Origin of the sequence: Sphingosinicella soli (genome assembly GCF_014199685.1) — a bacterium.
Lineage (GTDB): Bacteria > Pseudomonadota > Alphaproteobacteria > Sphingomonadales > Sphingomonadaceae > Sphingosinicella > Sphingosinicella soli.
Map to the genome: position 1 here is coordinate 34,102 of NZ_JACHNZ010000015.1, position 26,574 is coordinate 60,675.

At 60.8% G+C, this 26,574-nt stretch carries 19 protein-coding genes; 9 read left to right on the forward strand and 10 right to left on the reverse strand.

Features of this window, described 5'->3' with window-relative positions; genetic code table 11:
* Positions 1-6 precede the first annotated feature (6 nt).
* From cofH to GGQ98_RS07955, 8 genes are all read right to left on the reverse strand, one after another.
* Entirely contained in the window at positions 7-2,358 is a 2,352-nt protein-coding gene (gene cofH / locus GGQ98_RS07920; protein WP_184067653.1) for a 5-amino-6-(D-ribitylamino)uracil--L-tyrosine 4-hydroxyphenyl transferase CofH, read from the reverse strand.
* 58 nt (positions 2,359-2,416) lie between these two features.
* Entirely contained in the window at positions 2,417-3,172 is a 756-nt protein-coding gene (locus GGQ98_RS07925) for a 2-oxo acid dehydrogenase subunit E2 (RefSeq protein ID WP_184067656.1), read from the reverse strand.
* A gap of 346 nt (positions 3,173-3,518) precedes the next feature.
* Entirely contained in the window at positions 3,519-4,688 is a 1,170-nt protein-coding gene (locus GGQ98_RS07930) for an oxidoreductase (protein WP_184067659.1), read from the reverse strand.
* Positions 4,689-4,692: 4 nt separating this feature from the next.
* The gene (locus tag GGQ98_RS07935) at positions 4,693-6,138 is read right to left on the reverse strand and encodes an aromatic ring-hydroxylating oxygenase subunit alpha (protein WP_184067662.1); all 1,446 of its coding nucleotides are present in this window, start codon (positions 6,136-6,138) and stop codon (positions 4,693-4,695) included.
* 5 nt (positions 6,139-6,143) lie between these two features.
* Positions 6,144-7,823 carry an FAD-binding protein gene (locus tag GGQ98_RS07940; RefSeq protein WP_184067665.1) on the reverse strand — a complete coding sequence of 560 codons (1,680 nt, stop codon included), beginning with the start codon at positions 7,821-7,823 and terminating at the stop codon, positions 6,144-6,146.
* A 93-nt stretch (positions 7,824-7,916) separates the two neighbouring features.
* Positions 7,917-8,912, reverse strand: coding sequence for an alpha-ketoacid dehydrogenase subunit beta (locus GGQ98_RS07945; protein WP_184067668.1), 996 nt, complete (start codon positions 8,910-8,912; stop codon positions 7,917-7,919).
* Positions 8,909-9,865 (reverse strand): thiamine pyrophosphate-dependent dehydrogenase E1 component subunit alpha, encoded by a 957-nt coding sequence (locus GGQ98_RS07950; protein WP_341534162.1) that lies wholly within the window; start codon positions 9,863-9,865, stop codon positions 8,909-8,911. The genes GGQ98_RS07945 and GGQ98_RS07950 overlap by 4 nt, the downstream gene beginning before the upstream one ends.
* 80 nt (positions 9,866-9,945) lie before the next feature.
* Positions 9,946-12,261 (reverse strand): TonB-dependent receptor, encoded by a 2,316-nt coding sequence (locus GGQ98_RS07955; protein ID WP_184067671.1) that lies wholly within the window; start codon positions 12,259-12,261, stop codon positions 9,946-9,948.
* Between the two features lie 516 nt (positions 12,262-12,777).
* Between GGQ98_RS07955 and GGQ98_RS07960 the strand changes: the two genes are divergently transcribed.
* The 5 genes from GGQ98_RS07960 to GGQ98_RS07980 all read left to right on the forward strand — a co-directional run bounded on the left by GGQ98_RS07960 (position 12,778) and on the right by GGQ98_RS07980 (position 18,524).
* On the forward strand, positions 12,778-14,493 hold the full coding sequence (locus tag GGQ98_RS07960) for a GMC family oxidoreductase (RefSeq protein ID WP_184067674.1): 1,716 nt from the start codon (positions 12,778-12,780) through the stop codon (positions 14,491-14,493).
* Positions 14,494-14,546: 53 nt separating this feature from the next.
* Positions 14,547-15,362 (forward strand): SDR family NAD(P)-dependent oxidoreductase, encoded by an 816-nt coding sequence (locus tag GGQ98_RS07965; RefSeq protein ID WP_184067677.1) that lies wholly within the window; start codon positions 14,547-14,549, stop codon positions 15,360-15,362.
* Positions 15,363-15,376: 14 nt separating this feature from the next.
* On the forward strand, positions 15,377-16,228 hold the full coding sequence (locus GGQ98_RS07970) for an SDR family NAD(P)-dependent oxidoreductase (protein WP_184067680.1): 852 nt from the start codon (positions 15,377-15,379) through the stop codon (positions 16,226-16,228).
* Between the two features lie 111 nt (positions 16,229-16,339).
* Positions 16,340-17,140, forward strand: coding sequence for an enoyl-CoA hydratase/isomerase family protein (locus GGQ98_RS07975; RefSeq protein ID WP_184067682.1), 801 nt, complete (start codon positions 16,340-16,342; stop codon positions 17,138-17,140).
* A gap of 190 nt (positions 17,141-17,330) precedes the next feature.
* Positions 17,331-18,524 carry an amidohydrolase family protein gene (locus GGQ98_RS07980; RefSeq protein WP_184067685.1) on the forward strand — a complete coding sequence of 398 codons (1,194 nt, stop codon included), beginning with the start codon at positions 17,331-17,333 and terminating at the stop codon, positions 18,522-18,524.
* A gap of 239 nt (positions 18,525-18,763) precedes the next feature.
* Here the strand turns inward: GGQ98_RS07980 and GGQ98_RS07985 are convergent, their stop codons facing one another.
* Together GGQ98_RS07985 and GGQ98_RS07990 are read right to left on the reverse strand one after the other, a co-directional pair.
* Positions 18,764-19,552, reverse strand: a complete 789-nt coding sequence (locus GGQ98_RS07985; protein WP_184067688.1) for an enoyl-CoA hydratase/isomerase family protein — start codon at positions 19,550-19,552, stop codon at positions 18,764-18,766.
* Positions 19,553-19,676: 124 nt separating this feature from the next.
* On the reverse strand, positions 19,677-20,732 hold the full coding sequence (locus GGQ98_RS07990) for a substrate-binding domain-containing protein (protein ID WP_184067691.1): 1,056 nt from the start codon (positions 20,730-20,732) through the stop codon (positions 19,677-19,679).
* A gap of 216 nt (positions 20,733-20,948) precedes the next feature.
* On the opposite strand from GGQ98_RS07990, the gene GGQ98_RS07995 reads away from it, so the two are divergent.
* The 4 genes from GGQ98_RS07995 to GGQ98_RS08010 all read left to right on the forward strand — a co-directional run bounded on the left by GGQ98_RS07995 (position 20,949) and on the right by GGQ98_RS08010 (position 26,537).
* The gene (locus GGQ98_RS07995) at positions 20,949-22,580 is read left to right on the forward strand and encodes a class I adenylate-forming enzyme family protein (RefSeq protein ID WP_184067695.1); all 1,632 of its coding nucleotides are present in this window, start codon (positions 20,949-20,951) and stop codon (positions 22,578-22,580) included.
* Positions 22,581-22,647: 67 nt separating this feature from the next.
* On the forward strand, positions 22,648-23,499 hold the full coding sequence (locus GGQ98_RS08000) for a crotonase/enoyl-CoA hydratase family protein (RefSeq protein WP_184067698.1): 852 nt from the start codon (positions 22,648-22,650) through the stop codon (positions 23,497-23,499).
* Positions 23,500-23,538: 39 nt separating this feature from the next.
* On the forward strand, positions 23,539-24,288 hold the full coding sequence (locus GGQ98_RS08005) for a glutathione S-transferase family protein (RefSeq protein WP_184067701.1): 750 nt from the start codon (positions 23,539-23,541) through the stop codon (positions 24,286-24,288).
* Between the two features lie 59 nt (positions 24,289-24,347).
* Entirely contained in the window at positions 24,348-26,537 is a 2,190-nt protein-coding gene (locus GGQ98_RS08010; protein ID WP_184067704.1) for an acyl-CoA dehydrogenase family protein, read from the forward strand.
* Positions 26,538-26,574 lie beyond the last annotated feature (37 nt).

Consider the following 26,574-nt stretch of genomic DNA (forward strand, 5'->3'; position numbering starts at 1 on the left):
CTTTTCCTATCGTGAACTGTGCATGGCGAAGGTCGGCGAGGCTGCGCCTCGATTGACGCGACCATATGATGTCGTTCGCTGGTGGGCTATCCGTCCGGCCAATAGCGCGACCTCAGTCATCCAGGTGGGATCGCACTCCTGACCGTTCACGCCGCCCGCAGCGCGAGTGATCGACTCGTTCATCAAAGTGCCGCCCATGTCGTTGGCACCAGCTTGCAATCCCGCGATAACGCCCTCGCGGCCGAGCTTAACCCAGCTGACCTGGATGTTCGGTATGAGCGGATGCAACACGAGTCGCGCGACGGCATGCATCAGTAACGTTTCGCGTGCGCTGGGCCCAGATCGGGCCAGACCCTTTTGCCATATCGGAGTGTTCATGTGCACGAAGGGCAACGGCACGAATTCGGTGAAACCGCCGGTTTCCTGCTGGAGATCGCGGATGGCGAGCAGATGGCGGGCCCAATGCGCATAGCTGTCGACATGGCCAAACATAATTGTGGCAGTCGAACGCAGGCCTATACAATGCGCGGTTCGCATCACCTCGAGCCATTCCGCGACGCTCAGCTTGTCCGGACAGACGATGGCTCGGACATCATCGTCGAGGATTTCGGCTGCCGTACCCGGTAGGGTCGAAAGCCCTGCCTGTTTCGCGCGGTTGAGAAAGTCTTCCAGGGGTATGCCGAGCGTCCTCGCGCCGTGGCTTATCTCCAGCGGCGAAAAGGCATGGATATGTATGTCGGGCGCCACACCTCGGACGGCGCGCAGTACGTCGATATAGGTGTTGCCGTCATAGCTCGGATGGATCCCGCCCTGAAGGCAGATTTCGGTCGCACCTTTTTCCACCGCTTCTGTGACGCGCCGCGCCACTTCATCGAGATCGAGCCGATAGGCAGTGCCGCGCTGGCTGCGCGTGCTTCCCTTCGAAAAGCCGCAGAAGCCGCACTTGTATACGCAGATATTGGTATAGTTGATGTTCCGGTTGACGACGAAGGTCACGTCGTCGCCGACCACCGATCGGCGCAACTCGTCTGCCGCCCCCGCGATTAGCGAGACATCGGCGCCCTCGGCTTCGAACAGCCTGACGATCGCTGGGACCGTCAGCCGCTCGCCGGCGCGTGCCGCCGCGACGATATCCTTGAGCAGCTTCGTCGCGATCGTCCGGCCCGAAGGTAACGGCACCGCCATCGGCACTGCGTTCCCCGGGTGCCATACATCGGTTACCGGCAGGCCCCGCCCATCGATGGTTCGCCGGACGACCGATCGCAATGAGGGGTCGAGCCACCGATCGGGCTCAACAGCATGACGCGGACCAATCGCCAGCCGCTCGCGGAGGACGCGTCCCGCCGCCAATGTGGCGCGGTCGAGCGTCTCTAGGTTCGGCCAGGGGGCCTCGGGATTGACATGATCCGGCGTTACCGGGGAGACGCCGCCCCAGTCGTTCACCCCGGCGCGCAATATGGCTGCCAGTTCATCGGGCGCGCGAAGATTGGGCGGCGCCTGTATCGTCATTTCCGGGCCCAGCACCAACCGCGCCATCGCGATCGTCCAGAGATGCTCGGCGAGGGACGGTTCGGGATGCTGCGCCATCCGCGTACCGCTCTTGGCACGGAAGTTCTGGACAATGACTTCCTGAATGTGCCCGTAGCGCGCATGGAGATCGCGGATCGCGATCAGCGCCTCGATCCGCTCGAGCCGGGTTTCGCCGATCCCGATCAGCAGCCCGGTGGTGAACGGAACTGCGGCTCGTCCGGCTGCAGCAATGGCCTCCATCCGCCGCGCGGGTTCTTTATCGGGAGATCCGAAATGCGGGCCGCCAGGGTGCGACAATCGGTCGGAAGCCGTTTCCAGCATCAGTCCCATCGATGCCGATACCGGACGCAGCGCCGCATAATCGGCATCGCCGATCAACCCGGCGTTGAGGTGCGGTAGCAACCCGGTCTCGGCGAGCACCTCGCCGGCGATCTCGCGAAGATAGGACAGCGTGCTCAGATGTCCCAGCGCGTCCAGTGCCGCCCGCGCTGCCGCGTAGCGGTCCTCCGGCCGGTCGCCGAGAGTGAACAGCGCCTCGCGGCAGCCGGCCGCCTGGCCCGCCCGCGCGATCGCCAGAACTTCTTCCCGCGTCAGAAAGCTCTTTGCGTTGCGGCGCGGCGTGGTTGCGAAGGTGCAATAGTGGCAGACGTTCCGGCATAGCTGGGTTAGCGGTACGAATATCTTCCGCGAATAGGTCACCAGCGGGCCATGCGCCTCGATGGTCATTGCTTCGCTGACGCTCAGCAACTCTGCAAGAGGAATCGCCGCCGTCGTCTCGGCGAGCTCCACCGCTTCAAGCGACGCCAGTTCACCGCCGAATAGCTTCATATCGCTTCTCCGCTGAAGTGACCGGCGTCAGCCATCGAGAGCGCCAATGATCGCATGTTCATTGATAGAGCGTGTCGTCGTTCACCAGTTCGCCCAGCAGCCGGACGAACCGGGCGGCATCGGCCCCGTTGATGACGCGGTGATCATAGCTCAGCGAGAGCGGCAGCATCGTCTGCCATGCGATCGCGCCGCCGTCTCCCGGAAACGGCGTGCTCCGGTTGCGCGATACACCCAATATGGCGACGTCGGGCGCGTTGATGATCGGCGTGAACGCGGTGCCACCGATATGGCCGAGCGACGAGAGCGCGATCGAACTGCCGGACATGTCCGACATGGACAGACCCTTCGTGCGTGCCTTGTCCGACAAGGCGGTCAGTTCGGTTGCAATCTCCCCAAGCGACTTGGCGTCGCAGCCGCGTATCACCGGCACCAACAGACCCTTGGGCGTATCGACCGCGACACCGATGTTGAAATACCGTTTGAGGATCAGCGTTTTGCCGTCGTCACCGAGCGACGCGTTGAAATGCGGATAGCCTCGTAAAGCTTCGGCCAGCGCCTTGATCAGCACGACGACCGGCGTGAGCTTCGCTCCCGGATGAGCTTGCTCCCACGCGACCTTGCGTGCACCGATCCCATCGATGTCGATATCGTCATGGTGAGTGACGTGCGGGATGGTCACCCAGTTCCTGCCGAGAAAAGCCCCGGAGAGCTGCTGATAGCGCGTCAACGGCACGACCTCGACATCGCCGAACTCTGAAAATTCGCTGGGAGGTAACGGGGCTAGCCGCGCGAGGGTTTCCGCTACTGTCGACATGCTGATCTCCTGTCATCCATTTTTTGCCAGCCGCCACTATGTGTCGACACAGAGTTCCGACGAGCGGCCGCATGCGTTATGCGTAGCCGGAGCGTTGTCGATGCCCGCTTGATCTGCTGCGCTCGCGACGCTGTTGCCAGCAGCCTATCGGCGAACCACGACCGCCTCCAATACAATCCACACTGGATCCCAATGCCGCTTCGGTATCGAACTGCCTATATGGTGTCGATCGGTGACAACCATGTAACGACCATGATGCGGTCCCTTGGCGACAAGATGAGATTGGCGAAGGCGCTCGGCGCGTCGGGCTACCGCAGACGAGGTGCAGTTCGCACTGCGAGCCAGATCAGATGAGTTCGGTTAAAGTTTCCATGCGATAGGGTTTGAGCTCGGCTAACTGGCCATCGCGCACCTTGTTCGCGAAATCGGGATTGGCAATGAGCGCCCGCCCGACGGCAATCAGGTCGAAATCGCCGCGATTGAACATGTGCATCAACTTCGCGAACTGCTCCGCCGAGGCGGATGATCCGGTGCGGGCCGCGCCGTCCTGGCCATATGCATGATGCGATGTGACGTCCAACGCATCGCTCAAACCGACCGAACCGACGGTGATCGCCGTTTTGCCGGTGATCTTCTTCGTCCATCCCGCCAGATTCATATCGGAACCCGATTGGGGAAACTCTGCCTCCCAGAAACGCCTGGTGGAACAGTCGAAGAAGCTCAGCCCTGCATCCGAGAGCGGCGTAAGCAGGGTTTCCAACTCGGCAGGCGTCTCGGCGAGGCGGGTGTCATAGAAATCGGGTGATTTCCATTGCGAAAAGCGCAGCCCGATCGGGAAGTCCGGGCCGACGTTGTCGCGGATGGCCTTGATCAGGTCGATACCGAAGCGCGCACGCTCGGCGAGATTTTGACCACCGAATCCGTCGGTGCGTTTGTTCGTTTCGTTCCACAGGAACTGATCGATCAGATAGCCGTGACCGCCGTGGAGCTCCACGCCATCGAAGCCGAGGCGTTGGGCGGAAAGAGCCGCAGCGACATATTGGTCGATCGTTTCGCCGATTTCCGCTTCGCTCAGCGCGCGAAAGGGCGGGGCAGGCTGTCCGGAGACATCTCCGACGGTAGGATGAACCATCGACGGACCAACGGACGGCAGGTCCTGATCGGCGCTCTGATTGCGAATTCTCGCTAGGCCCGCATGCCATAGCTGTGGCATCATCCGGCCTCCGGCCGCATGGACCGCGTCGATGATCGTCTTCCACTTGGAAAGCGCGGCATCGCCATAAAAATGCGGCACCGCAGCGGAATAGGCACCGATTCCGTTGATCGCCGCGCCTTCGGAGATGATCAACCCGACGCCGCCTTCGACGCGTCGCCGATAATAATCGACGACGCGGTCTTCGAGGACCCCGTCCTTGGCGAACATCCGTGTCATGGCCGACATGACGATACGGTTAGGCAGTTCGCAAGTGCCCAGTCGATAGGGCTGGAAAAGCGGCGCAGCGATATCCGGCATCATGCCCTCACGCCTTTAGCATGTCGTAAAGGTGACTGTGAAAGTTGGTCAGCGTCGCTTCCGCGAGCGGGTTGGGACGGCCACCCTTGAAATAGTCGGACTTCATGCCCTTCTGCACGTCGGGCAGGTTGATGAAGTCCTGTGTGTAGATACGCGGCCACGGGCCGTCCTGCCACTTTTCGTAAATCTCCTGCTTCGCCTTGGGCTCCTTGCCTGGGGCGAAAGACTCGATCGACCAGATATCAAGGACGCAGGTATCCGGATCGTCGCTGTCGGGGCGTGCGCGATACATCAATAGGCCGTCATGGGTAGCGAGCAGGGAGATGTTCGGGAAAATGTGCCAGGCTGCCCCGATCATATTGATGTCGTCGAAGTTCAGATCGGGCCATGCGACGCCATCGGCTTCGGCCAGCTCGCGATGGATCTCGATATAGGTGACCATCGCCTCCATGATTGTCGCCGACTCGGTGAGCTTTTCCTTCATCCTCCGGGCCGCCTCCACCGCGCGCTTGGTGACTAGTGCGTCCAGCTCGACATTGAGCTGCTCGAGATTGCCTAGAAGCGCTTCACGCATGTCGGTCGGCGCTGCCATCTTCAGCCGCGGCGACGGGTGACCCGGCAGGCGATCCGCAGAGCGGAAGCGGAATAGCGAATGGGGGCCGAAGGATTCGCACAAGAATCGATCGTCGCCCGAATAGTTGAGCGTCTGCCGGTGCGTGGTCGTGGCGTGATAGCCTTCGATGAAGGCTTCGAGGGCGACCTTCCAATTGCAGGGAAGCGATACCGTCCGATACCATCCATAGCGAAAATTCTCGAGATCATGCTTGCGGAAAACATCGGGCAGTGGGCCGAGCCATTCGAGAAGCGGCTTTGCGTCCGGATCCATATTGATGAAAAGCCAACCGCCCCAACTGTCGATCTGCACCTCGCCGAGGCGCAGATTTTCGTCGTTGAGGATGGTGCCCCAATCCGCGCGATCGACCACTTCATCGTTGGTTCCGTCGAGATTCCATTGCCAGCCATGATAGCGGCAGAAAAACTTTTTGGTCCGGCCGCAACCGTTGGTCAGGCGCCGTCCACGATGCAGACAGACATTGTAATAGGCCTTGATATTGTCTTCGGCGCTGCGGACGACGATGATGGACTCATCGGCGATATTGTAGGTCAGATAGTCGCCAACGCGGCTAAGCTCTTCCTCGCGGCCGACGATCTGCCAGACCTTGCCCCACATATGCTTGCGCTCGCGCTTTGCGAATTCGCGGCTGAGATAGGCTTCCTTGGGCAGGAAGGATTCGCTAGGCAGCGGCGTGATGTGATCCTGACGGAGAGTGGCCATCTCTATATCCTCATATCTTCCACAAGTGGGTCGTAGCGGCAAGCGTCGTGCTCTTTGGGAGCAAAGTGCCTTCCAGTCCTTGGAAACCAAGTTTGCGCGAAACTTGAATCGCTTCAAGAGCATTATTGGCAAATAAAAGAGCCGGCGCGCCGGCCGGAGAAAATCCCATCGGCGAGCGACAGCCCGCTGATGTAGCTCTTCGAGCATAATCCGACGGCCGACCTCCCGGCAGCAAAAAGGCCGGCAATGGGCTTGTTGTCGGTCCCGAGCACGGCACCGGTGTTTTCGTCGATTGCCAGTCCGCCGAGGCTGATCGCCAGGATCGGCGAGCCGGCGACATCTGATGAAACATCGACGGCATAAAATGGCCCGGTCAACAATGGAGCACATAGGTCCCGCGATTTTCCGAATTCGTCGGGCGCAGACGCGGCGATATCCTGATTGTAGCGCTCGACAGCCTTCTGCAGCCCACCATCGGTGATCTCGAGCTGCTTCTCGAGATCGGCCACAGTCACGGCCTTCTTTCCGTTTTTCAGCATCGCGCGGGCGATCATTCGCTGGAATATCCAAGTCTCGGGTAGCTTTAGTTCACGCTCGCCGTCTTCGACGATCTTGCTGTCGAGAATCAGCCAGCCGCGACCTTCGGCCTTTTCGAACAATGCGGCGCCGAGCCGAGCGCCATATTGCTCTTCATTGGTCAGCCGCTCGCCACGGCGAGAAATCATAATTCCGCGCATCCAGACATAGGGTGGATTGATGAAGCGCCATGCCGACACGCTATCCATATAGGCGGTAACACCACCGACGCCCTGACCAAGCCTGATGCCCGATCCTACATCGCCTTGTGCGCCGAGCGGCGTTGCGTCGAGATAAGTTGCGGCATGGTGCTGCACCATTGCGCGGTTGCGCATGAAGCCGCCGGCGGCCAGGATCGTGCGCTCTCTGACAGTGATCGTACGGCGGCGCGCGTGACGCTTCTCTATCGAAGCCGCTTTGCGCCACGCCCATTTCGCGAGCTTGCTGTCGCCCAGCGCGATATGCGAACTGATACGTTGCAGCTTGCCATGGCGCCAGGCGTTGAAGCCGACCGGGATCTGATAGACATCGACGCCGACGACACGCCCGGCCTTGTCAACGACCAGGCGGTCGACCCGGCAATGGAGTATCTCGCGGACGCCCGGCGCTGCGCGCAAAGCGCGGATGAGCGTCATCATCAGGCTGGCGCCGCCCCGGTACAGGAAGCGCTCTGACAGATTGGGGGCAGCAACGACGCGATGGCCGCGGGGGGCAGCGGGGATATGATCGGCATAAACTTGCACAGTTTCATTGCCCGACAGGTAAAGATAGCCGTCGCGCGTCGGATAGGATGCCTTGCGCGGCGCGACCTTTGAGGAAAAGCGCACGCCATGGCCTTCGAGCCATTCGATCATTTCGGGCGAAGTGGTGCAGAAGCGGCGCAGTGTCTCCGTGCTGACAGCACCGCCGGTTTCCTCGACCAGATAAGCCAGCATCGCCTCGGTCGGATCGTCGACGCCGGCTTCGCGCTGCACCTTGGTGCCACCGCCGGCATAAACTACGCCACCACTCAGGCTACTCGACCCGCCGCCATTGAACCTGTCGATCACCAGAACCGACCTTCCGCCGCCGGTTTCGGAGGTCGCGAGAGCGGCAGAGACGCCGGCGATGCCCATGCCGACGACTAGGACATCGCAGGCTTCATCCCACCGTTCCTGGTCTGCCGCATCGGTAATCCGCGGAGCGATAGCATCATAGCCGAGGTCGAAATTGGCCGGGGGGTTCATGATGCTCCTCTCAGTCGTCTGCCTGGCACTGGCGCCCGTTGTTCCGCATACGTCACGGGGAGGACGGGTGCCGTGACGCGCCACCGTCCTAATTCATTTATAAGCGACAAGGGCCTTTGCCGCCGCGACGATTTCCTTGCTTCCCACCATAAACGCGTCTTCGAGAGGCTTGGAAAAGGGAACGGGAGTGGTAGGGGCGCCAAGCCGGCTCACCGGGGCCTTGAGGCTCGAAAACAGTTCCTCGTTGATCGTCGAGGCGATTTCGCCGCCGGGACCGAAATAACGCAGCGCTTCGTGCGCTACGATGGCCCGCTTGGTCTTCGCGACCGAAGCCAGCACGGTCTTCTTGTCCCAGGGCGAGATGGTCCGCAGATCGATGACTTCCGCCGAGATTCCCTCCCCGGAGAGGGCCTCGGCCGCAGCCAGCGCTTCCCTGGCGACGCGTGAATAGGAAACGATCGTGACATCGGTCCCTTCGCGTGTCACCTTCGCTTGGCCTAGCAGTGTGCGGCTACCGGACTCGGGTGGCGTATCAGGCAGCCAGTAGGTCGGGATGTTCTCGATGAACAGGCAGGGATCGGGATCGTCGATGCACGAACGCATCAGGCCATAAGCATCGGCGGCGGTCGACGGCGCGACCACCTTCATGCCGGCGGTGTGCGCGAACCAGCCTTCAACATAGTCGCTGTGCTGTCCGCCGCTGGAGAAGCCCGCGCCGGTCATCGTGCGGATGACGATCGGGACGCTCGTCTGTCCACCCGACATGTAACGAAGCTTGGCGGCATGATTAACGATCATGTCCATCGCCACGGCCGTAAAGTTCATCAGCATGATCTCGGCAACGGGCTTGTAGCCCACGAGCGAGGCGCCGATCGCCGCACCGATGATTGCCTGTTCCGCGATCGGCGTCGAGCGGCAGCGCGCCTCGCCGAACCGCGTCGACAGGCCCCGGGTAATTCCGATAACGCCGCCGCCTTCGGGATCCCCGACATCTTCGCCAAGCACGACGACCTTGACGTCGTCGGCCATGGCGTCGGCAAGGGCTAAGTTAACCGCCTGCAGAATATTGATTTTTTCAGCGGCGCTCATGCTGCGATCTCCCCAGCGAAGACATCTCGCTCCAGTTCCTCGAGTCCGGGGAAGGCCGATGTCTCGGCAAATGATACGGCGTCGTCCAGATCGGCCTCGATCGCCCTCTCGATCGCGCCGAGATGCTCGTCCGTGGCAATTCCTTCTGAAATCAGCCAGGACCGGAAACGCGGCACCGGATCGGCGGCGACATATTCGGCTTTCACGACAGGGTCCATATAGGCGTCGTCATCGCCATAGACATGGCCGGAGAAGCGGAAGGTCATCGCTTCGATCAGCGTCGGGCCTCCGCCGGCGCGGGCACGGTCGATCGCTTCCTTCGCGGCCTGGTACATCTCGACCGGCGAATTGCCGTCGACCCGCACGCCGGGCATGTTGTAGCCGATCGCGCGATCCGCGATCCGGTCGGCGGCGGTGCTCTTGTTATAGGCGGTATGCTCGGCGAAACGGTTGTTTTGGCATACGAACACCACCGGAAGCTTCCAAAGACCTGCGAGGTTGAGCGCCTCGTGAAACGCGCCGATGTTTGAGGCGCCATCGCCGAAATAGGCGACCGTCACCTTGTCGTTACCGTCCATCTGCGATGCCCAGGCGAGGCCATTGGCGATAGGCATCGAGCTGCCTACGATGCCGGTGGTGACCATGATGCCCTTGTCCGGATAGGTTAGGTGCATCGGGCCGCCCTTGCCTTTGCAGATGCCGGTGACGCGACCCGCAATTTCCGCCCACAGATCGCGAAGCGGCATGCCCTTCGCGAGCATGTCGTGGATGCCGCGATAAATGGTGCAGATATAGTCGTCATCCCGCAGCGCGGTTGATACCGAGGAGGGAATCACTTCCTGCCCGCGCGGGCTATAATAGGGCATCGACAGCCGACCTGCCTTGAGCACAGCGACCGAGCGGTTGTCATTTTGGCGGATCAGCGTGACCTTCTTGTAAATTTTGAGAAGAATTTCGTCGGTTGGGCGCGCTCCGCCCGTTCCTGCTCTAGGCTCGTTGACTGTGGCCACGCTCGTCCCACTCCTTTGGTTGATCAAAAACGATATGTTGCCTCGATGCCGTAGCGGCGTGGCGGTGCGGACTGCTGGTTGACCAAGCCCAACCCGAACGGGACCAGATCTTCCTTATAATCGTCATATTTCTTGTTGGCGAGGTTGCGGGCGAACACTGCGAGCTCCAGGCCACTGTCCATCGCATAGGACACCCGGGTCGAGATCAGGCCATAGCCTGCCATGACTACCTTGCTGGCGGAGATCGCCGTTGCATCGGGATCATCGGCGCGGACGCCGAACAGTCCGTAGCGTTTCGAGATGTAGGAATAGTCGATGAAGGCGTTGAAGGTTCCGGAACCGATTGTGCGGTTATAGTTGATGCTGCCACCGAGCGTCCATTTGGGAATGTTCTGGAAGGGCTCGTTGGAGCGATCGAGGACGGTGATGACACCCAACGGGTCGATCTGGTTGTAGGGATATTCGTCATATTTGGCGTTGGTGTATCCGGCGCGGCCGGAAAGGCGCAGTTCGTCGGCGACCAGCACGGTGAGTTCCGCTTCGCCGCCACTGACATGGCCGCTGGCGGCGTTGCCGACGATCGTGCCGATCGCGCCGCCGGCGAGCGCCACCGGGGTCGAACGCTGGATGTTCTTATAGTCCGAGTAGAAGGCTGCGAGGTTCAGGCGGACGCGGCGATCGAACAGGTCGGACTTGAAGCCGAGTTCATAGTCGGTGACCTCCTCGGGCTCGAACCCGGCGAAGGTTTCGATGAAAGTCGAACCACGCTGGTTGAAGCCGCCCGAGCGGAAACCCCGGCTGGTCTTGCCGTAGATGAGGATGCCGGCGACGGGCTTATATTCGAGACCGGCGGTGTAAGAGACGCCATTGTCCCTGCGCTTGAAGGTGGTGCGGCAATTATCGCCCTGAAAGCCGATCGGCAGGACGCAGGCTTCAAGCGGGGTGCCGACATTGTTCCTGACGGTGGGGGACATCGTCTTGTGATCGGTCGAATAGCGGATGCCGCCCGTGAAGGAGAATTGGTCGGTGAAGCTGAACGTGCCCTGGAAGTAAGCTGCATAGGAGGTCGCGGTGACATCGACGTAGGTGTCGCTGGTACCTGGCGAGAACAACGGCAGGGCGATGGTTGATGAACCGTCATTGCCGCTTTCGTAGAAGGCGAAGAGGCCAGTGGTGAAGACCAGCTTGTCGTTAAACGCCGCGGACGTCAGATTCAGCTCACCAGAATATTGCTCGAAACCCTTGATGCGAGTCCTCGTATCTAGGATCTGATAGGGCGTGGCGTCGAGATCGATGCTCGAATGGGCATCGGTAGCACGATAGCCGACGATGCTCTTGAACGTGCCGATGCCGGTATCGAGCGTCGACGTCAACTGGGCGTTGGTCGCCCGCGCATAGGACTTATGCGGAAAACCCAGGCTGGTCTGATAGAAAGGCAGGTTGACGTAGTTGGCGATGTCATCGGTGCCGCCGCTTACCAGGCCGACATAGATTTCGGCGATGCCGCCGGGCTCGAACTCGATGAGGCGCTGCGGGTTGGTTGCCTGGTTGACGCGGAAATGGCTGACCGAAAGCACCATGTCGAGGGCGTCGGCCGGCTGTGCGCGCAGCTTGCCGCGTACGCTGAAGCTATTGTCCGAGCCGAGGCGCTTGCCGTCGAAGAGGTTCTTGGCGAAACCCTTATTATGGGCATATTGCCCCGCGCCGCGGAACGAGATCTTATCGCTGAGCGGGACGTTGAGCACGACTTCGCCATTGGTCTGCTCGTAATTGCCATAGGTTGCGCGAACCAGTCCGGAGAACTCGCCCATCTTGGGGTCCGCGGTGATGATGTTGAGCGCGCCGCCGGTCGTGTTGCGGCCGAACAAGGTGCCCTGCGGTCCCTTGAGTACTTCCACCCGCTCGACGTCGACCAGATCGATATTGGCGCCATAAGGCCGTGCCAGATAGATACCATCGACATAGGTGCCTACCGAGGGATCGAGCGTCGAGATGATGTCGGTCTGGACCTGGCCGCGGATCGCGATGATCGTCGAGGTGGCGCTGCCGTTCGGGTTGCTGACGGTGAGATTGGGCGTCGTGGTCGTCAGATCGGTGACGCGCTGGATGCTCTGCGCGCGCAGACTTTCGTTGCTCAGCGCGGTCACGGATACCGGAACGCTTTGAAGCGATTCCGTTCTACGGCGCGCGGTCACTAAAATTTCGTCCAACCCAAGCGCCTCTTCGGCCTGCGGCAGGGCTACGGGTGCCTCCTGCTGCGCCCACGCGGCGGAGCTTAGTAGGCTCGCACCAGCCATCAGAACGATACGGCCGACGTTGGTATTATTGTTGTAGGACATATGGATTCCCCTCCCCCAGTATGAATGCGGCCGGTGACTCACCCACCAAGCTCACGGCGAACAATATTTGCGCTTTTTTGTTATCGCTTCAAATCTGAGGTACAGTTAAACCAACCTCAGTGAGAGGCAAGCCAAAAATTACGTGAGACGAACAAAATTTGGCCATTCGGCCCTGTTTTTTCTGGCGTATGCGGCCTAATTTTCACTCTGCATTCTGCGGTGGGCGCTCGGCAGAATCCCGAGTTATTGAGCTCATTATGGCCGGATTACCGGTGTGCAGCGTGCTGTTCCAACGCAAACTGGAGCAATTCCTGTACGTCCTGATCGGTCGGATGGTGCTTTGAACCGGAATGTAGTTGCCGTTAGGGGGGAATTAGTGTTTTTCGCGACTTTCAGAATCGTTGCAAACGGCATTGCAGCATATTAATGAAGCGCTTTATATAATACGGCACGCGTGGTGGGTTGCTCGACCGCGATGGCTTGGCGTCGAGAGGTCTGCGAAAATGAGGATGCTGAATGACCCATAAGCTGGTTGGACCGGCGCGTATCGCCGCCGGGGCATTTGACTTCATTATCGTGGGGGCAGGGTCGGCAGGCTGCGTGCTCGCAAATAGGTTGTCGGCTTCCGGTAAATATTCAGTTCTGCTGCTCGAGGCCGGCGGGGAAGACTCATCGCCCTGGATCCGCATTCCTCTCGGCTACGGAAAATTGTTCGATCATGCGACGCTGAACTGGCGTTACCAGACGACACCACAATCCTTCCTGGCCGACCGCAAGGTGCCCCAGCCGCGGGGCAAGGTGCTTGGCGGCTCGAGCTCGATTAACGGCCTGGTCTACGTACGCGGCCAGCGCGAAGATTACGATTCCTGGCGGGATTTGGGTGGAGAGGGATGGGGATGGGACGATGTCCTTCCCTATTTCCGTAAGAGCGAACGGCAGGTGCGTGGCGCCGATGCGCTGCATGGCGCGGACGGCCCCATCCCGGTTTCAGACGCAACGGAGCCACACGAGCTGTGCGATGCTTTTATCGGGGCGACGACGAGCCTGGGTTATCCCGAGAATGAGGATTTCAATGGTCCCAGCCAGGAAGGCGTCGGCTATTATCAGATGACGGCAGAGCGAGGCCGGAGGGTCAGCGCCGCCGCCGGATATCTGCGTCCGGCAAGAGGTCGGCGAAACCTGCAAGTCATCGTCAAGGCGCATGTCACCAGAGTCGTGGCCGAAGCTGGCCGCGCGGTCGCGGTCGAATGGCACAAGGGCGGCCGGGATTATTCGGCCACGGCCAATGGCGAGATCATTCTGTCGGCCGGCGCGATCAATACCCCACAGATCATGCAGCTGTCGGGATTTGGGCCACTCGAACTGCTCAAATCGCTCGGAATCCCGGTACTAGCCGACCGGAAGGAAATCGGGGAAAATCTTCAGGATCACTTCCAGGTCCGCAATGTACTCAAGTCCTCGAAGCGGTTCACCCTAAACGACGACATGAGCAATATCGTCAGAATGGCGGGGATCAGTCTTCGCTATCTGCTGTTGTCGAAAGGGCCGCTGACCGTCAGCGCGGGATATGCTGGCGCATTTCTGAAGAGCCTTCCCTCGCTCCCAACGCCCGACATCCAGCTTTTGTGCATCAACTTCAGCACGGATCGGATGGGCAACAGCTTGCACGACTTCTCCGGTTTCACGATCAGCGCTTCCCAGTTGCGGCCCGAGAGCCGCGGTTCGGTAAAGGCGACGAGCGCCGATCCTTTTGCGGCACCGGCGATCGACCCGAATTTCCTGGCGGCAGACGAAGACATGCAGGTGATGGTAAGGGGCTTCAAGCTCATTCGCCAGATCACCGGCGCCCGGCCATTGAGCAACTTCATCGTGGACGAGGTGTCGCCGGGGCGGAGCGTGTCCGATGATGCCAGCATAGCCGAGTATATTCGCGCCACGGGCGGGTCGCTGTACCATTCATGCGGCACGATGCGAATGGGTGCCGACGTGAATTCGGTGGTCGACTCGCGGCTGCGCGTTCGCGGCATAGACCGGCTGAGAGTGGTCGACGGCTCGATCATGCCGCACGTCGTATCGGGCAACACCCATGCCGCCATCGTGATGATCGGTGAAAAGGGCGCAGACATGATTTTGGAGGACGCGGCGCGCGGATATGATGGGGCAGTCGGCGTGCAGGGCGTCGCATCGGCACTCGCCCCGCTCGGCGAACTGCAGTCTTCTGCCCATAAGTGAGCCGAATCGGCGCGGCAGGATGCCCGGCGCGGGAAGACAGTTGGAGAGTTGAAATGGACTTAGGATATGCGGGTGCCAAATCGGTCGTCGTCGGTGGATCGCGCGGCCTGGGGCGCGCGATCGCAATCGCATTGGCACGCGAGGGCAGCGATGTCGTTGTGTTTGGGCGAAACGCCAATGGGCTCGACAAGACGGTCGAGGCGTGCCGCGCCGAAGGAGTCGATGCCTTCAGCCTGGTCGTTGACATGTCGGAAAATGAAGGCATCGATGCCGCATTTCGCGAGATCGGTGAGAGATGGGGTCATATCAACGTCATCATTAACAACGCCGCCAATTCCTTCGGCACCCAGGGACAGTTTGAGACCATTACCGACGAGGTCTGGCAGGAGGCCTTCAACCGTATCACCATTGGGTATGCGCGCACGATCCGTGCCGGTCTGCCGTGGATGCGCAAGGCCGATTGGGCGCGCGTGGTCAACCTGGCGACAGCATCGACCCGGCTCTTCATGTCCAAGGTCGGGGTCTATAATGTCACGAAATCCGCCGTGACTGCGCTCAGCAAGCATCTTGCGCTCGATCTCGCGCCCGAAGGCATATTGGTGAACACGTTGTCGCCCGGTGGAATCATGGTCTCAGGCGGCAATTGGGGGCCGTTGATCAACAAGGGCTTCGAAGACGCCGGGCTCGACAGCGCGAACCCCTATCACGCGACCCAGGTGATGGAGTCGTTGTTCGGCAACGAGCCTTCGCGCCTCGGCCGCCACGGCAAGATTGAGGAATATGTCGCCGTGCTGTTGTTCGTGGCGTCGCGCGCCAACGGTTATATGACCGGCGCGGACATCAACGTCGATGGAGGCACTAATTTCTAATAGGGAGCGAAGACATGCCGCATCCGAACGATATCCTGCTTACCGGCCATGTCGCTATGATCACCGGCGGTGGGCAGGGCCTCGGCGAAGCCATGGGGCGCGCCTTCGCGCGTTTCGGAGCGAAAGTCGTGCTGCTCGATCGCAAGCAGGGGAAGGCGGCGGCGGTTGCCAAGTCGCTTGAAGACGAAGGTTATGAAGCGCTGGGCCTCGAAACCGACGTTCGCGATACGCCGCAGGTTGAGCAGGCGCTCCAGGCGACATTGGATCGCTTTGGTCAGGTCGACATCCTAGTAAACAACGCGGCGGGCGTACGGCAGACGCCGTTCATCAAACTCGACACGGACAAGTGGCGTCGTCAGATCGAGACGAATTTCGGCGCCCTCTTCACGCCCACCGAAGTTATTTCGCGCGAAATGGTCAGGGCGGGGCGGGGCGGTAACATCCTGAACATCACCAGCATCGAAGGGCTTCGTGCAGCACCGCTGTTCGCGGCCTATGCCGCCTGCAAGGCCGGCATGGTCAGCCTGACTCGGACGCTCGCGATCGAACTATCGGATCACGATATCCGCGTAAATTGCCTAGCGCCGGACATCATAGACACGCCCGGCATCAATTTCTTTTCCGAGGGCCAGCAAGGGTTCACAACCAACGAAGCCTTTGAGCGCTACATTCCGTTGAAGCGCGTTGGTACGCCGGAAGAGTTTGCCTCGGCGGCGATTTTTCTATGTTCCAAGATGGCGAGCTACATAACGGGCGTCACGCTCAGCGTGGATGGCGGTACATTTGCGGCATCGGGATGGTCGCGCAGCCCGAGCCGCGAATGGACTTTAGTTCATCCGCACTCGGCTCCGGCAGTCGCCGAATAGCGGCGGCCTCGCGACGGGACAGGGTGCTCGGCAGCGGGTATCGCCGTCTGCTGGCGTCGCCCGATCAGCTACGGTAAGCACATAACCAGTCATCAGCATCGGGAGCGGGGCATGGCACCAACCTATGAATATGAGACAATCCTGGTGGAAAAGGCCGAGGATCTCGTTGCTACCGTAACCATCAATCGGCCGAAGGCGTTGAATAGCTTCAACAAGCTGATGATGGATGAGTTTCGGGATCTTTGGGCCGATCTCGCGCACGATCCCAAGGTTAACGCGGTGTTCCTGCGGGCGGCGGCAGGCCGGGCATTCTGTACCGGCGTCGATGTAAAGGAGCCGGGTGACATCACCGGCTCGAACGATGCTTGGCATGCCGCCGACCCTGGCGAGAGCCTTGGACCCAAATATAACCGCTGCTGGAAGCCAGTTGTCACCGCGGTTCACGGCATGGCGGCCGGTGGCGCCTTTTACTGGCTGAACGAGAGCGACATCATCATCTGTTCGCCCGAGGCGACCTTCTTCGATCCGCACGTCACTTATGGCATGACCGCGGCGGTGGAGCCGGTGGGGGCGGTATACCGGATGCCTCTCGGAGACGTGCTGCGGATGACCTTGCTCGGGAACGACGAACGCATCTCGGCGGAGACCGCGCTGCGCCTCGGTCTCGTTACGGAAATCGTGGCCGAGGAGCAGCTTTGGGCGCACGGCAGGAGTCTGGCAGCCCTGATCGCAGCCAAGCCGCCGGCGGCGATCCAGGGATCGGTCAGGGCGATTTGGGAGTCGCTCGACATGCCGAGATCGATAGCGCTCCAAAATGCGCTCAGCTACACGCAAATCGGCAATGCGGGCGCAATGAGCCAGGTCGATCGCGGGGCGATCATGAACAAACCCCAGCCATTCCGGGTCAGGTAGGCGCCCGTCACGTATGTGTCGGAAAATTCTGCTTGCCTGTACTTACTCTTGGCACAGCATGCTCTTTGCCAAAAAATGAAGCGCTTCATGAGATTCAGTAGGTTGCAAAATCGGTGTTTTCGGCTATGTGTTCCTGTAGTGGGCCGCTGCGAATGCGCATGGACCCGGAAGATATTCAGGAGAAATCGTCATGGCCACGCAGGTCGCGGAATTGAGTGCCCAGGAAGCATCGCGGGCCGACCCTCTCTTCGGCAAGATGCTCGACATCGACGGCCACATCTACCTTCCGGTCGAGGTCTATGAAGACCTCACCAAAGGAATGGGTCCAAATCCCTCTCTCGATTTCTACAAACGGCATTTGCAGTCGGACGAGTATAAGGACGGCCTCGCCCGCAACAAGACGGATATCTTCGGTGTCAAGGGCATGGCGGCGCTCGGCGCTACCGATGTCGAGGGCCGACTCGAGGCGCTCGACCTTATGGGAGTCAAGGCTCAGCTCGCCTTCTCGCAGGCGATCGGTAACGAGATGCGCGTCAATTCGCATGTAGCGCGTGCCACCAACCGTGGCATCAATGACTATTATCTACAGTGGGCGAAGGGGGCCAGCGGCCGTGTGTGGCCGGCGATCAACCTCAATATGACTGAAGTCGACTGGGCGATAGAAGAACTCGATCGCGTCCTCAAGATCGGCAACGTCGGCGGCATCAACATGCCATGCGCAGCTCCTCCCGGCGGCACCTCGCCGGCCCATTCGCAGTGGGATCCCTTCTGGGCCCGGCTCGAGGAAGCCAATGTGCCGGCGCTGATCCACCTAGGTGGTGGCGGACTCATCTCGCAGCCCGATCCGGACCCGATGTTCCCCGAGCGGGCGTGGGGCAATGCGGAATCGCTGAAAGGTGCGCCCGCTGAACGCGGCGGCGGCGAAGAGGCGATCAGCCCCTATTTCCTTCTGGTCGCGCATATGCCGGCCGAACTTTATCTGCAGACGATGGTGATGGGCCGCGTGTTCGAGCGCTTCCCCAACCTGCGTTTCGGCGTGCTCGAATTCGGCACGACCTGGCTCGGCGAGTGCGCGCGCCGCATGGACCAGTGGGCGGATTTCCAGGTTCGCGTTGTCGGCCGGCACTTCGACATGAAGCCAAGCGAATATCTGCGCAAGAATGTCCGCGTCGGGCCGTTTTTCCACGAACCTCTCGCCGATATGATCAATCATTACGGCATGAAAGAGCTCTATTGCTACAACACCGACTTCCCGCATCTGGAAGGGAGTAAGGATCCAATCCGCAAGTTCCGCCAGCGCTTGGCGAGCCTGCCCGAAGATTATGCGCAGGACTTCTTCGTCGATAACGGCCGCTGGCTGATGCCGTACGTCGACGCCGCCTGAGCATTAAGACGAAGTGTGACTGTCTGAGATGTCCAAGCGGCGTCTCCAATAGTTTGCTGTCCGGGTTACCTCGGCCTTCGTCTAATGCGGCGGCCGTTCGACCTTATCGGGCTACTTCCAAATGGCTGGAGCCAGGCACCTAACTGGGGACCGGAGCGCACGGCCAAGGATGGCATTGCGAATTGTCCTGCGGATATTGGCGGGGATGGTTATACTTGTTCGGCGCGGCAGGTGCCCTATCAGCGCCCCTGATAGACCGGCGGGCGCTTTTCGCGCAACGCTGCGATGCCTTCTTTGAAATCTTCGGTGCCGGCCAGCGCCGAGCCAATATCCAGTTCGGCGCGCATCGCGTCCTGCCAGGTCGAGATGCCGTCGGCGAGCACCGACTTGATATAGCCGATAGCCAGCGGCGACCCGTCGGCGAGCTTTTCCGCCAACGCTCGGGCGCCAACCATAGCGCTTTCGCTATTGAGTTCGTCTGCTAGGCCGAGGGCAAAGGCACGTTCGGCCAATACCGGCTCGCATAGCATCATCATCCGCTTGGCCGCCGTCATGCCCACCCGCAGCGGCAGATAATGCAGCATGCCCAGGTCGGGCAACAGGCCGATCTTGGCGAAGGCGGTTCCAAAACGTGCGCCGGGCCCGGCCACGAGGAAGTCGCAGGCGATGGCAAGCGACATGCCGGCACCGAAGGCATCGCCGTCGACCGACGCGACATAGGGCTTGGGCGCGGTCACGATCGCCTGGAGAAGGTGGTTCACCTCCTTGGTGTTTTCGCGGATTTGGACGGTTGTGCGCGGGGCAGCTCCCGCGCCCATCGCAGAGACATCGGCCCCCGCGCAAAAATGTTTCTCCTCGCCAGTCAGCACCACGGCCCTTACCTCCACAGTCCGGTTCAGCTCGGTTAAAGTACCCGTCAGGGATCGGCGCATGTCGGGAGTAAAGGCATTGCGCTTTTCGGGATTGGATAGGGTCACGATGGCAACGCCGCCGTGGCGCTCCGTTTTGATGATACCCTGCGACGTCATAGTCTCTCCACAGCTCGAATTCGCCGGCTACAACCCGACACATCTAGAATTGAAGCGCTTCGATTAACTTTCGAGTTCGCGTCATAGTAGCGTTTCATAGTAGCGTTGCCGCAGCGCCGTCGTGCTATTTTGGCGCAGGGCCGGTGCTGCCGCGGACAACAAGGCGGGTGGGGAAGGGTGCCCGTTCGATGCTCTTGCCCGCCATCGCCGCGAGGATCGCATCGCCGGCGGCGGTGCCGATCTCGACCGTAGGTACGTCGACGGTGGTCAGCTGTGGCGTGAGCAGCGCAGAAAATTCGATGTTGTCGAACCCAGTTATCGACAGTTCTTCGGGCACCTTGATGCCCATGATCGCGGCTTCGGAAAGTGCGCCTGCCGCCATCAGGTCGGTCGAACAAATGAGCGCTGTGGGCCGAGGCGTCTTGGCCATTGCCTCGCGTAGCCCGTGTCGTCCAGCCTCGACGGAAAACTCGCTGAATATTGTGGTTGGCGCGTCCAGCCCGGCAAGCGATGTAGTGTCCAGCACGCCATCAAGCCGCGCCCGGGCGCGCTCGTTATATTCGGTGTGCCCCGACAGCAGCGTGATGCGCCTGTGGCCCAGTTGGATTAAGTGCTGGGTAACCTGTTGCATCGCGCGGCGGTTCGAAAAACCGACGGATATCCGGCTGTTTTCTTCGGACGACCACGCGAAGATATGCGGCACTTCGGCGCGCGCTATCTGGCCCATCGCCTTGCGATCCTGATCGGTTCCGAGCAGGACCAGGCCGTCGACACTACGCTGTAGCAATCGCTCGACAATCAGCGTTTCGGCGTCGCGGCTATATTCGTGCGCCGACACAAATAGCGAGTAGTTGTCTTCGCTCAGCCGCTGTTGCAGCGCATGGACGAAATCGGCGAAAATGGGATTGTTGATCGTCGGCAATATCACGCCGACCGACAGACTGCGACGGAGCGCTAGCGACCGAGCCGCGCCATCGACGACATAGGAGAGATGCGCTGCCGCGAGTCGTACGGCTTCGCGCGTTTTCGGCTTGACCAGCTCGGGCGCGCTGAGGGCGCGCGATGCGCTGCCCAAGGATACGCCGGCGAGCCGGGCTACGTCGACCAGGCGCGGACGACGCGAACGCGTTACTACTTTCGATTTGCTTGGCGCCTCTTCCGAGTTGTCGCTCGCACCCACTCCGTATCTCCTAACCTACCGCATTCGGCATATATGACTCGACCGACGTTGCCAACAGGCAGCACCGTACGAATCTTGACGCGTAATCATTTTTGAAGCGATTCATACTTGACCTCGGAGGGTGGCCGCTGCACAGGAAATCAACGACAGCCCGCAACCCATAGCGGGACCGTCACGCCCGTCATTCGACCAGGGCTGGATGAGAGCCGAGGGCTAATGACTGAGATATTTCCAGACGCCGCTCCGACAACGGTCGCCATGTTGCGTCGGGGAACGAAATATTTTGGCACGACAGCGCAGGTAATCCAGGGCGCGAACATACTGACCTTCGACGACGTCGAGCGGCGGTCCGCCGAAGTCGCTCGTGGGCTGCTCGCTGCAGGGGTAGGAAAAGGCACGCGCGTCGGGCTGCTGATGCCTAACGAACCCGATTGGGCCGTAATATTCTTTGCGATCACGCGGATCGGCGCGGTCGCGGTGCTGATCAGCACCTTCGCACGGGGCGCGGAGCTGGCCTATGTGATCCGGCACTCCGATATCGATACGCTGATAACCGCCGACAAGTTCCTGCAATATGATTACGTCGAACGCCTGGCCGAGGCGCTGCCGTCTTTGGGTACCACCGATGGCGGACGCCAGCTCCGTTTGCCCAATGCGCCGATGCTGCGGTCGATCTGGTTCTGGGCGGATCAGGCCCCGTCTTTTGCGCGAGGCGGCAGGACGGAACTTGCCAGGCTTGGCGATAGTGAGGGATTCACCGACGCGCTGCTGAACGAAGTCGAGCAGGAAATCACGCCGGCGGATCTTGCGTTGATCATCTATACGTCCGGCAGTACTTCTCGGCCCAAGGGCGTGGTGCACACCCATGGCTCGGTCGTCCGCCAATCCTATGTACTCAGCACCTATATGACGTTCGTCCGGGGTGACCGGCTGCTCACCACGCAACCCTTTTTCTGGGTTGGCGGGCTATCGACGTCATTGCTGGCGGCCAATCACAGCGGGGCGGCCGTCGTCTGTCCGGATATGCCGTCCCCGGCGTCTATGATGGTCTCGCTGCAACGCGACGGGGTGACGCATTTGGCGCTATGGCCGGCGCAGATTGCCAATCTCCGTTCGCTGCCAGAATTCCGCGAAGAATATCTGACTAACCTCAAGCCTTTTGCCATGCAGCAATATGCGATGGTCGGGCTTGCCACGCCCGAGCAGACGCCGAACTCTCTCGGCATGACGGAAACCTTCGGCCCGCACAGCAAGGAGCATCTCGATTGCTTTCTGCCGCCGGACAAGGTGGGATCATTTGGTCGTGCGGTGCCTGGCGTCGAACGCAAGATCATCGATCCTGAGACCGGCGAGACGCTAGCGAACGGAGAACCGGGGGAGTTGCTGGTACGCGGGCCGGGCCTGATGAACGGCTTCTACAAGCGCGAGCGCGACGAGGTGTTCGACGCCGATGGCTTCTATCATAGCGGCGACTTATGCCGGATTTGCCCGGATGGCCACCTGTTCTTCGATGGGCGCAGTACCGAGCTTGTCAAAACGGGTGGCGCGAATGTCGCGCCGCGCGAGGTCGAATTGGCGCTTATGCAAAATCCGATGGTAGGCGAGGCCGCCGTGCTTGGCTTGCCCCATAAGGATCTTGGCGAGATCGTCGTTGCGGTTGCAGTGTTGCGGGCCAACCAGAATTCGACCGAACAAGAACTTCTGGACGGCCTGCGCAAGCAGCTTTCGTCTTACAAGGTTCCGAAAAAAATCTGGGTCGTGAAGGACGCGGACGTGCCGCGTACCGACAGTAACAAAATCAACAAGCCTTCGCTCCGGAACGTCATATTGTCCGGCGCGCTGGACTGACGACCTTCGATTACAACATCATAGCATTAGGAGGTGATAGGTGGGAAAGTGGATAGATGACGTTCCGATGACGATTGCGTTCGAGGTCCGCAATTCAGTAGCTTATATCACTTTGAACCGTCCTGAGCGACGCAATGCCCAGAACATGCGTGCATTGATGGATCTGCACGGCGCGATGCTCGAAGCCGACGATCTCAAGGAGGTGCGCGTCATCGTCCTGCAGGGTGCGGGCAAGGATTTTTGCGCAGGCGGCGACCTCGAACAGGGCATGGATTCGGGCGAGGGTCGGACTTTCGATCCGGTCGATTACCGTGGCCGCGATAATTTCGACGACGACGCCTGGGGCACCGAGCGTAGCTCGACCCTGCGGCTGATCATCCAAGAGATTCACAAGCCGGTCATCGCCAAGATCCACGGCCATTGCCTGGCGGTGGGGACCGATATTGCGCTCAACTGCGACTTCCTGATCGCCGCGGACGACGCCCGCATCGGCTTCCCGGCGACGCGCGGTCTCGGGTCGCCAGCCAACCATATGTGGCTTTATCATCTCGGCCCACAATGGACGAAGCGCATGTTGATGACGGGCGACATGCTGCTTGGCAAGGATGCCGAGCGCCTCGGACTGGTTCTCAAGTCGGTTCCGCGCGACAAGCTCGATGAGGAAGTCGATGCCTTGGCGGCCCGGCTCGCGCTGGTCGAGCCGGGGCTGCAGGCGACGCACAAGCGTATTGTCAATCTGGGCGTCGAGTTGATGGGGCGTGGGACGCTCCAGCGCCTCGCTGCCGAAAACGATGCGCGTGCACATCAGTCGCCCGCCTTCTCGGAGTTTTTCGGTAATGTGAAGTCACTGGGGCTCAAGGAGGCTTTGCGGATCCGCGACGAGCCGTTCGGCGACAGCATCATCAGGTTCGATGACTAGATGCTCCGGCAGGCGGCCACCGTTGGGAGATCACGATTCATGATTCCCGATCGCCGACCGCTGCTGCTTGGCTCGGGCAGCCCGAATGTGACCAAAGTCATGATCATGCTGGAAGAGATCGACATGCCCTGCCACCGGGTGTGGATCGACGTGATGAAGGGAGAGCAGCGCGAAGATGCGTTCCTGGCGCTAAACCCGAATGCGAAGGTTCCCGTCTTCGTCGATGTGGTCGACGGTCGGGACCAGGTGATCGCCGAATCCGGCGCGATCCTGCATTATCTCGCCGAACAGTCGGCCATGTTGCTCGGCTCGTCCGTCCGCGCGCGTACGGCGGTGCTGAGCTGGTTGATGTTCCAGATGGCGAGCGTGGGCCCGATGTTCGGCCAGTATCTCCATTTCCGTTTCGTCTCGCGCGACGAGCCCTATGCGTTGCACCGTTTCACGACTGAGATGAATCGGATCGTCGCGGTCATTGAGGGGCAACTGGGGCGACACCGTCATATCGCCGGCGAGAATTATTCGATCGCTGACATCGCGACCTTCTCCTGGATTCGAACCATGACGAGTTTCCCGTCGGACATTCTGGAGAAGCCGAATATGGCGCGCTGGTACGCGGACATCGCGCAGCGCCCGGCGGTCGCGCGCGCACTCGAATATGCCGAGGAATTCGCCTCGCGGGACCGCGAGCGGATGGTGAGTGCGACGAGGGCTGAGCGGGACGTCTATTTTAGCCGTCCTGCCCCGACGGATGCCGGCGTGCAGGACGCAGCCCCGCGAGCACAGATCTAAATGGTCATGTCTCGGCTCCTCGCATGACGGCGTGCGCCTGACGATTTAAGGAGTGATTGGTGGATCTCAGCCTTACCGAGGAGCAACTGCTGCTGCAGGACTCATTCCGGAAATTCTTTCTTAAGGAATCGACGCCCGAGCGGGTCCGCGCCGCGGCGCAGGATGGGGTCGACCGCACGCTGTGGCTGGCTCTGATCGAAATGGGTGCGCTGCACATTCGAATTCCCGAGTCCGCGGGCGGGATCGGCGGCTCGCTGTTCGACGCAGCGCTGATTTGCGAAGAAGCTGGCAAACGGCTTGCTTCCGCGCCGCTGGCCGAGGCCATCGTCGTGGCGCAGGTGCTGGCATCGCTCGACAGTGAGGTTGCGGCTAAGCGGCTTGAAGCGGTACTCTCCGGCGAGCAGATTATCGTGCCGGCATTGCATCCGCTTGAGCGAGGCGGGCAGATCATGCCGGCCGGCGCGGCGGCTACTGCCGCGATCGGTCTGCACGATGGCGAACTCATCCTGATCGAACGCGCATCCGATAATGAGGGTCGGCAGCATTGGCGACTGAGCCAGGAGGAGCTTCGCGACCGCAGGACACTGCTCGCATCGGGGGAGGGCGCGCAAACAGCGTTCCTCGCTGCAGTGGAGGAGTGGAAGCTGCTGTCGAGCGCGATGCTCGGCTCGCTGGCGCACGAGGCACTCGAGCAGGCGGCGGCCTATGCACGCGAGAGAATCCAGTTCGGTCGCCCGATCGGAAGCTTTCAGGGCGTGGCACATCCGCTTGCCGATGCCGTGACCGACGTCGAGGCGGGGCAGTTGTTGGTACGGCGGGCGATCTGGGCAGTCTCGTCCCGACGTCCCGACGCTGCAGCATTCGTGTCGATGAGCTGGTGGTGGCAGACGCAGGCGGCGGCCACGGCCGTTCGGCGCGCGGTGCGAGCGTTTGGCGGATATGGCCTGTCCGTCGAATATGACATCCATCTGTTCAACTTGCGCGCCAATCAACTCATTTTGGCAAATGGCGACCCCTATCGCGAGCTAGAAATCGCGGGCGAACGGCTGTTCAAGGGTGCCACCGGGCCGCTGCCCGACGCGGGGGAGATCGGTATTACCTTCGATCTCGACGAGAAGTCGGCGGCCTTCAAGGACAAGACGCGCGCTTTCTTCAAGGCGAATTACACGCCGGAAATGGCCACAAAGGCGCATCACTCGACCGCAAGCCACGATGCGGACTTTCACCGCAAGATGGCCGAGGAAGGTTTGTTGTTCGCCAATTGGCCGGTCGAATATGGCGGGGAGGGCCGCGGCTCGCGCGAGATGTACGCCTCGTCCGAGATCTACGAGGAGTTCAACTACACGACGCACGTTCTTGGTACGACCACGGTGGTGGGCCAGATGGTCGCACAATTCGCGACGGCGGAGGCAAGGGCTGAGATCGTCCCGCGGATCCTGGCGGGCACTGCGCTGTGCAGCCTGGGTTTCAGCGAGCCGGGATCGGGGTCCGACGTCTTCTCGGCGCAAACCAGCGCGACCCGTGACGGCGACGACTGGATCGTTCGCGGACAGAAGATGTTCACCACCGGAGCGCATCTGGCCGATTATGTCATTTTACTGACGCGCACGCGCAGCGGCGGCGCTAAGCATGAGGGGCTGACCCTGTTCGTCGTCCCCACCGCGTTGCCGGGCTTTAGCTATCAGCCAGTCCATACCTATCAGGACGAAAAGACCACCATCACTTATTATGACGAGATCCGCCTGCCGGATCGTTATCGGCTGGGCGAGGTCGATCGCGGCATCGACGTCATGGGGGCGGCCCTGTCGCTCGAACATGGCAGCGGCAGCCTGTATCTGGGGCAGGTGCGGATGCTCGAAAATGCGCTGCTCTGGGCGCATTCAACGGAATATGGTGAAGCGCCGATCGAGCGGTCGTCGGTTCGCGCGAGGCTCGCCATCGTGCGAACCCGCTTCGAGGCGGCCGCAGCCATGGTGGCAAGGCTGGTCTGGGCCGACGACGCGGGACGCCACAATCGCGCCTGGGGACCGATGACCAAGATGTTCATCACCGAGACCTATGTAAAAAGCGCGTGGGAAATCATGGAAATGGGCGGGCCCGACGCCATGGAGCGTGGAACGCACCCGCTCGGCATGGTCGAACTGGGTCATCGCCGGGCCTATGCGACCACGATCTATGGCGGCACAAGCGAAATCCACCGCAGCATCGTTGCCGAGAAGGCGCTTGGTTTGCCCAAAAGCCGGAGCTAATTACATAATCTATGAAGCGCTTCATTAATTTTTAGGC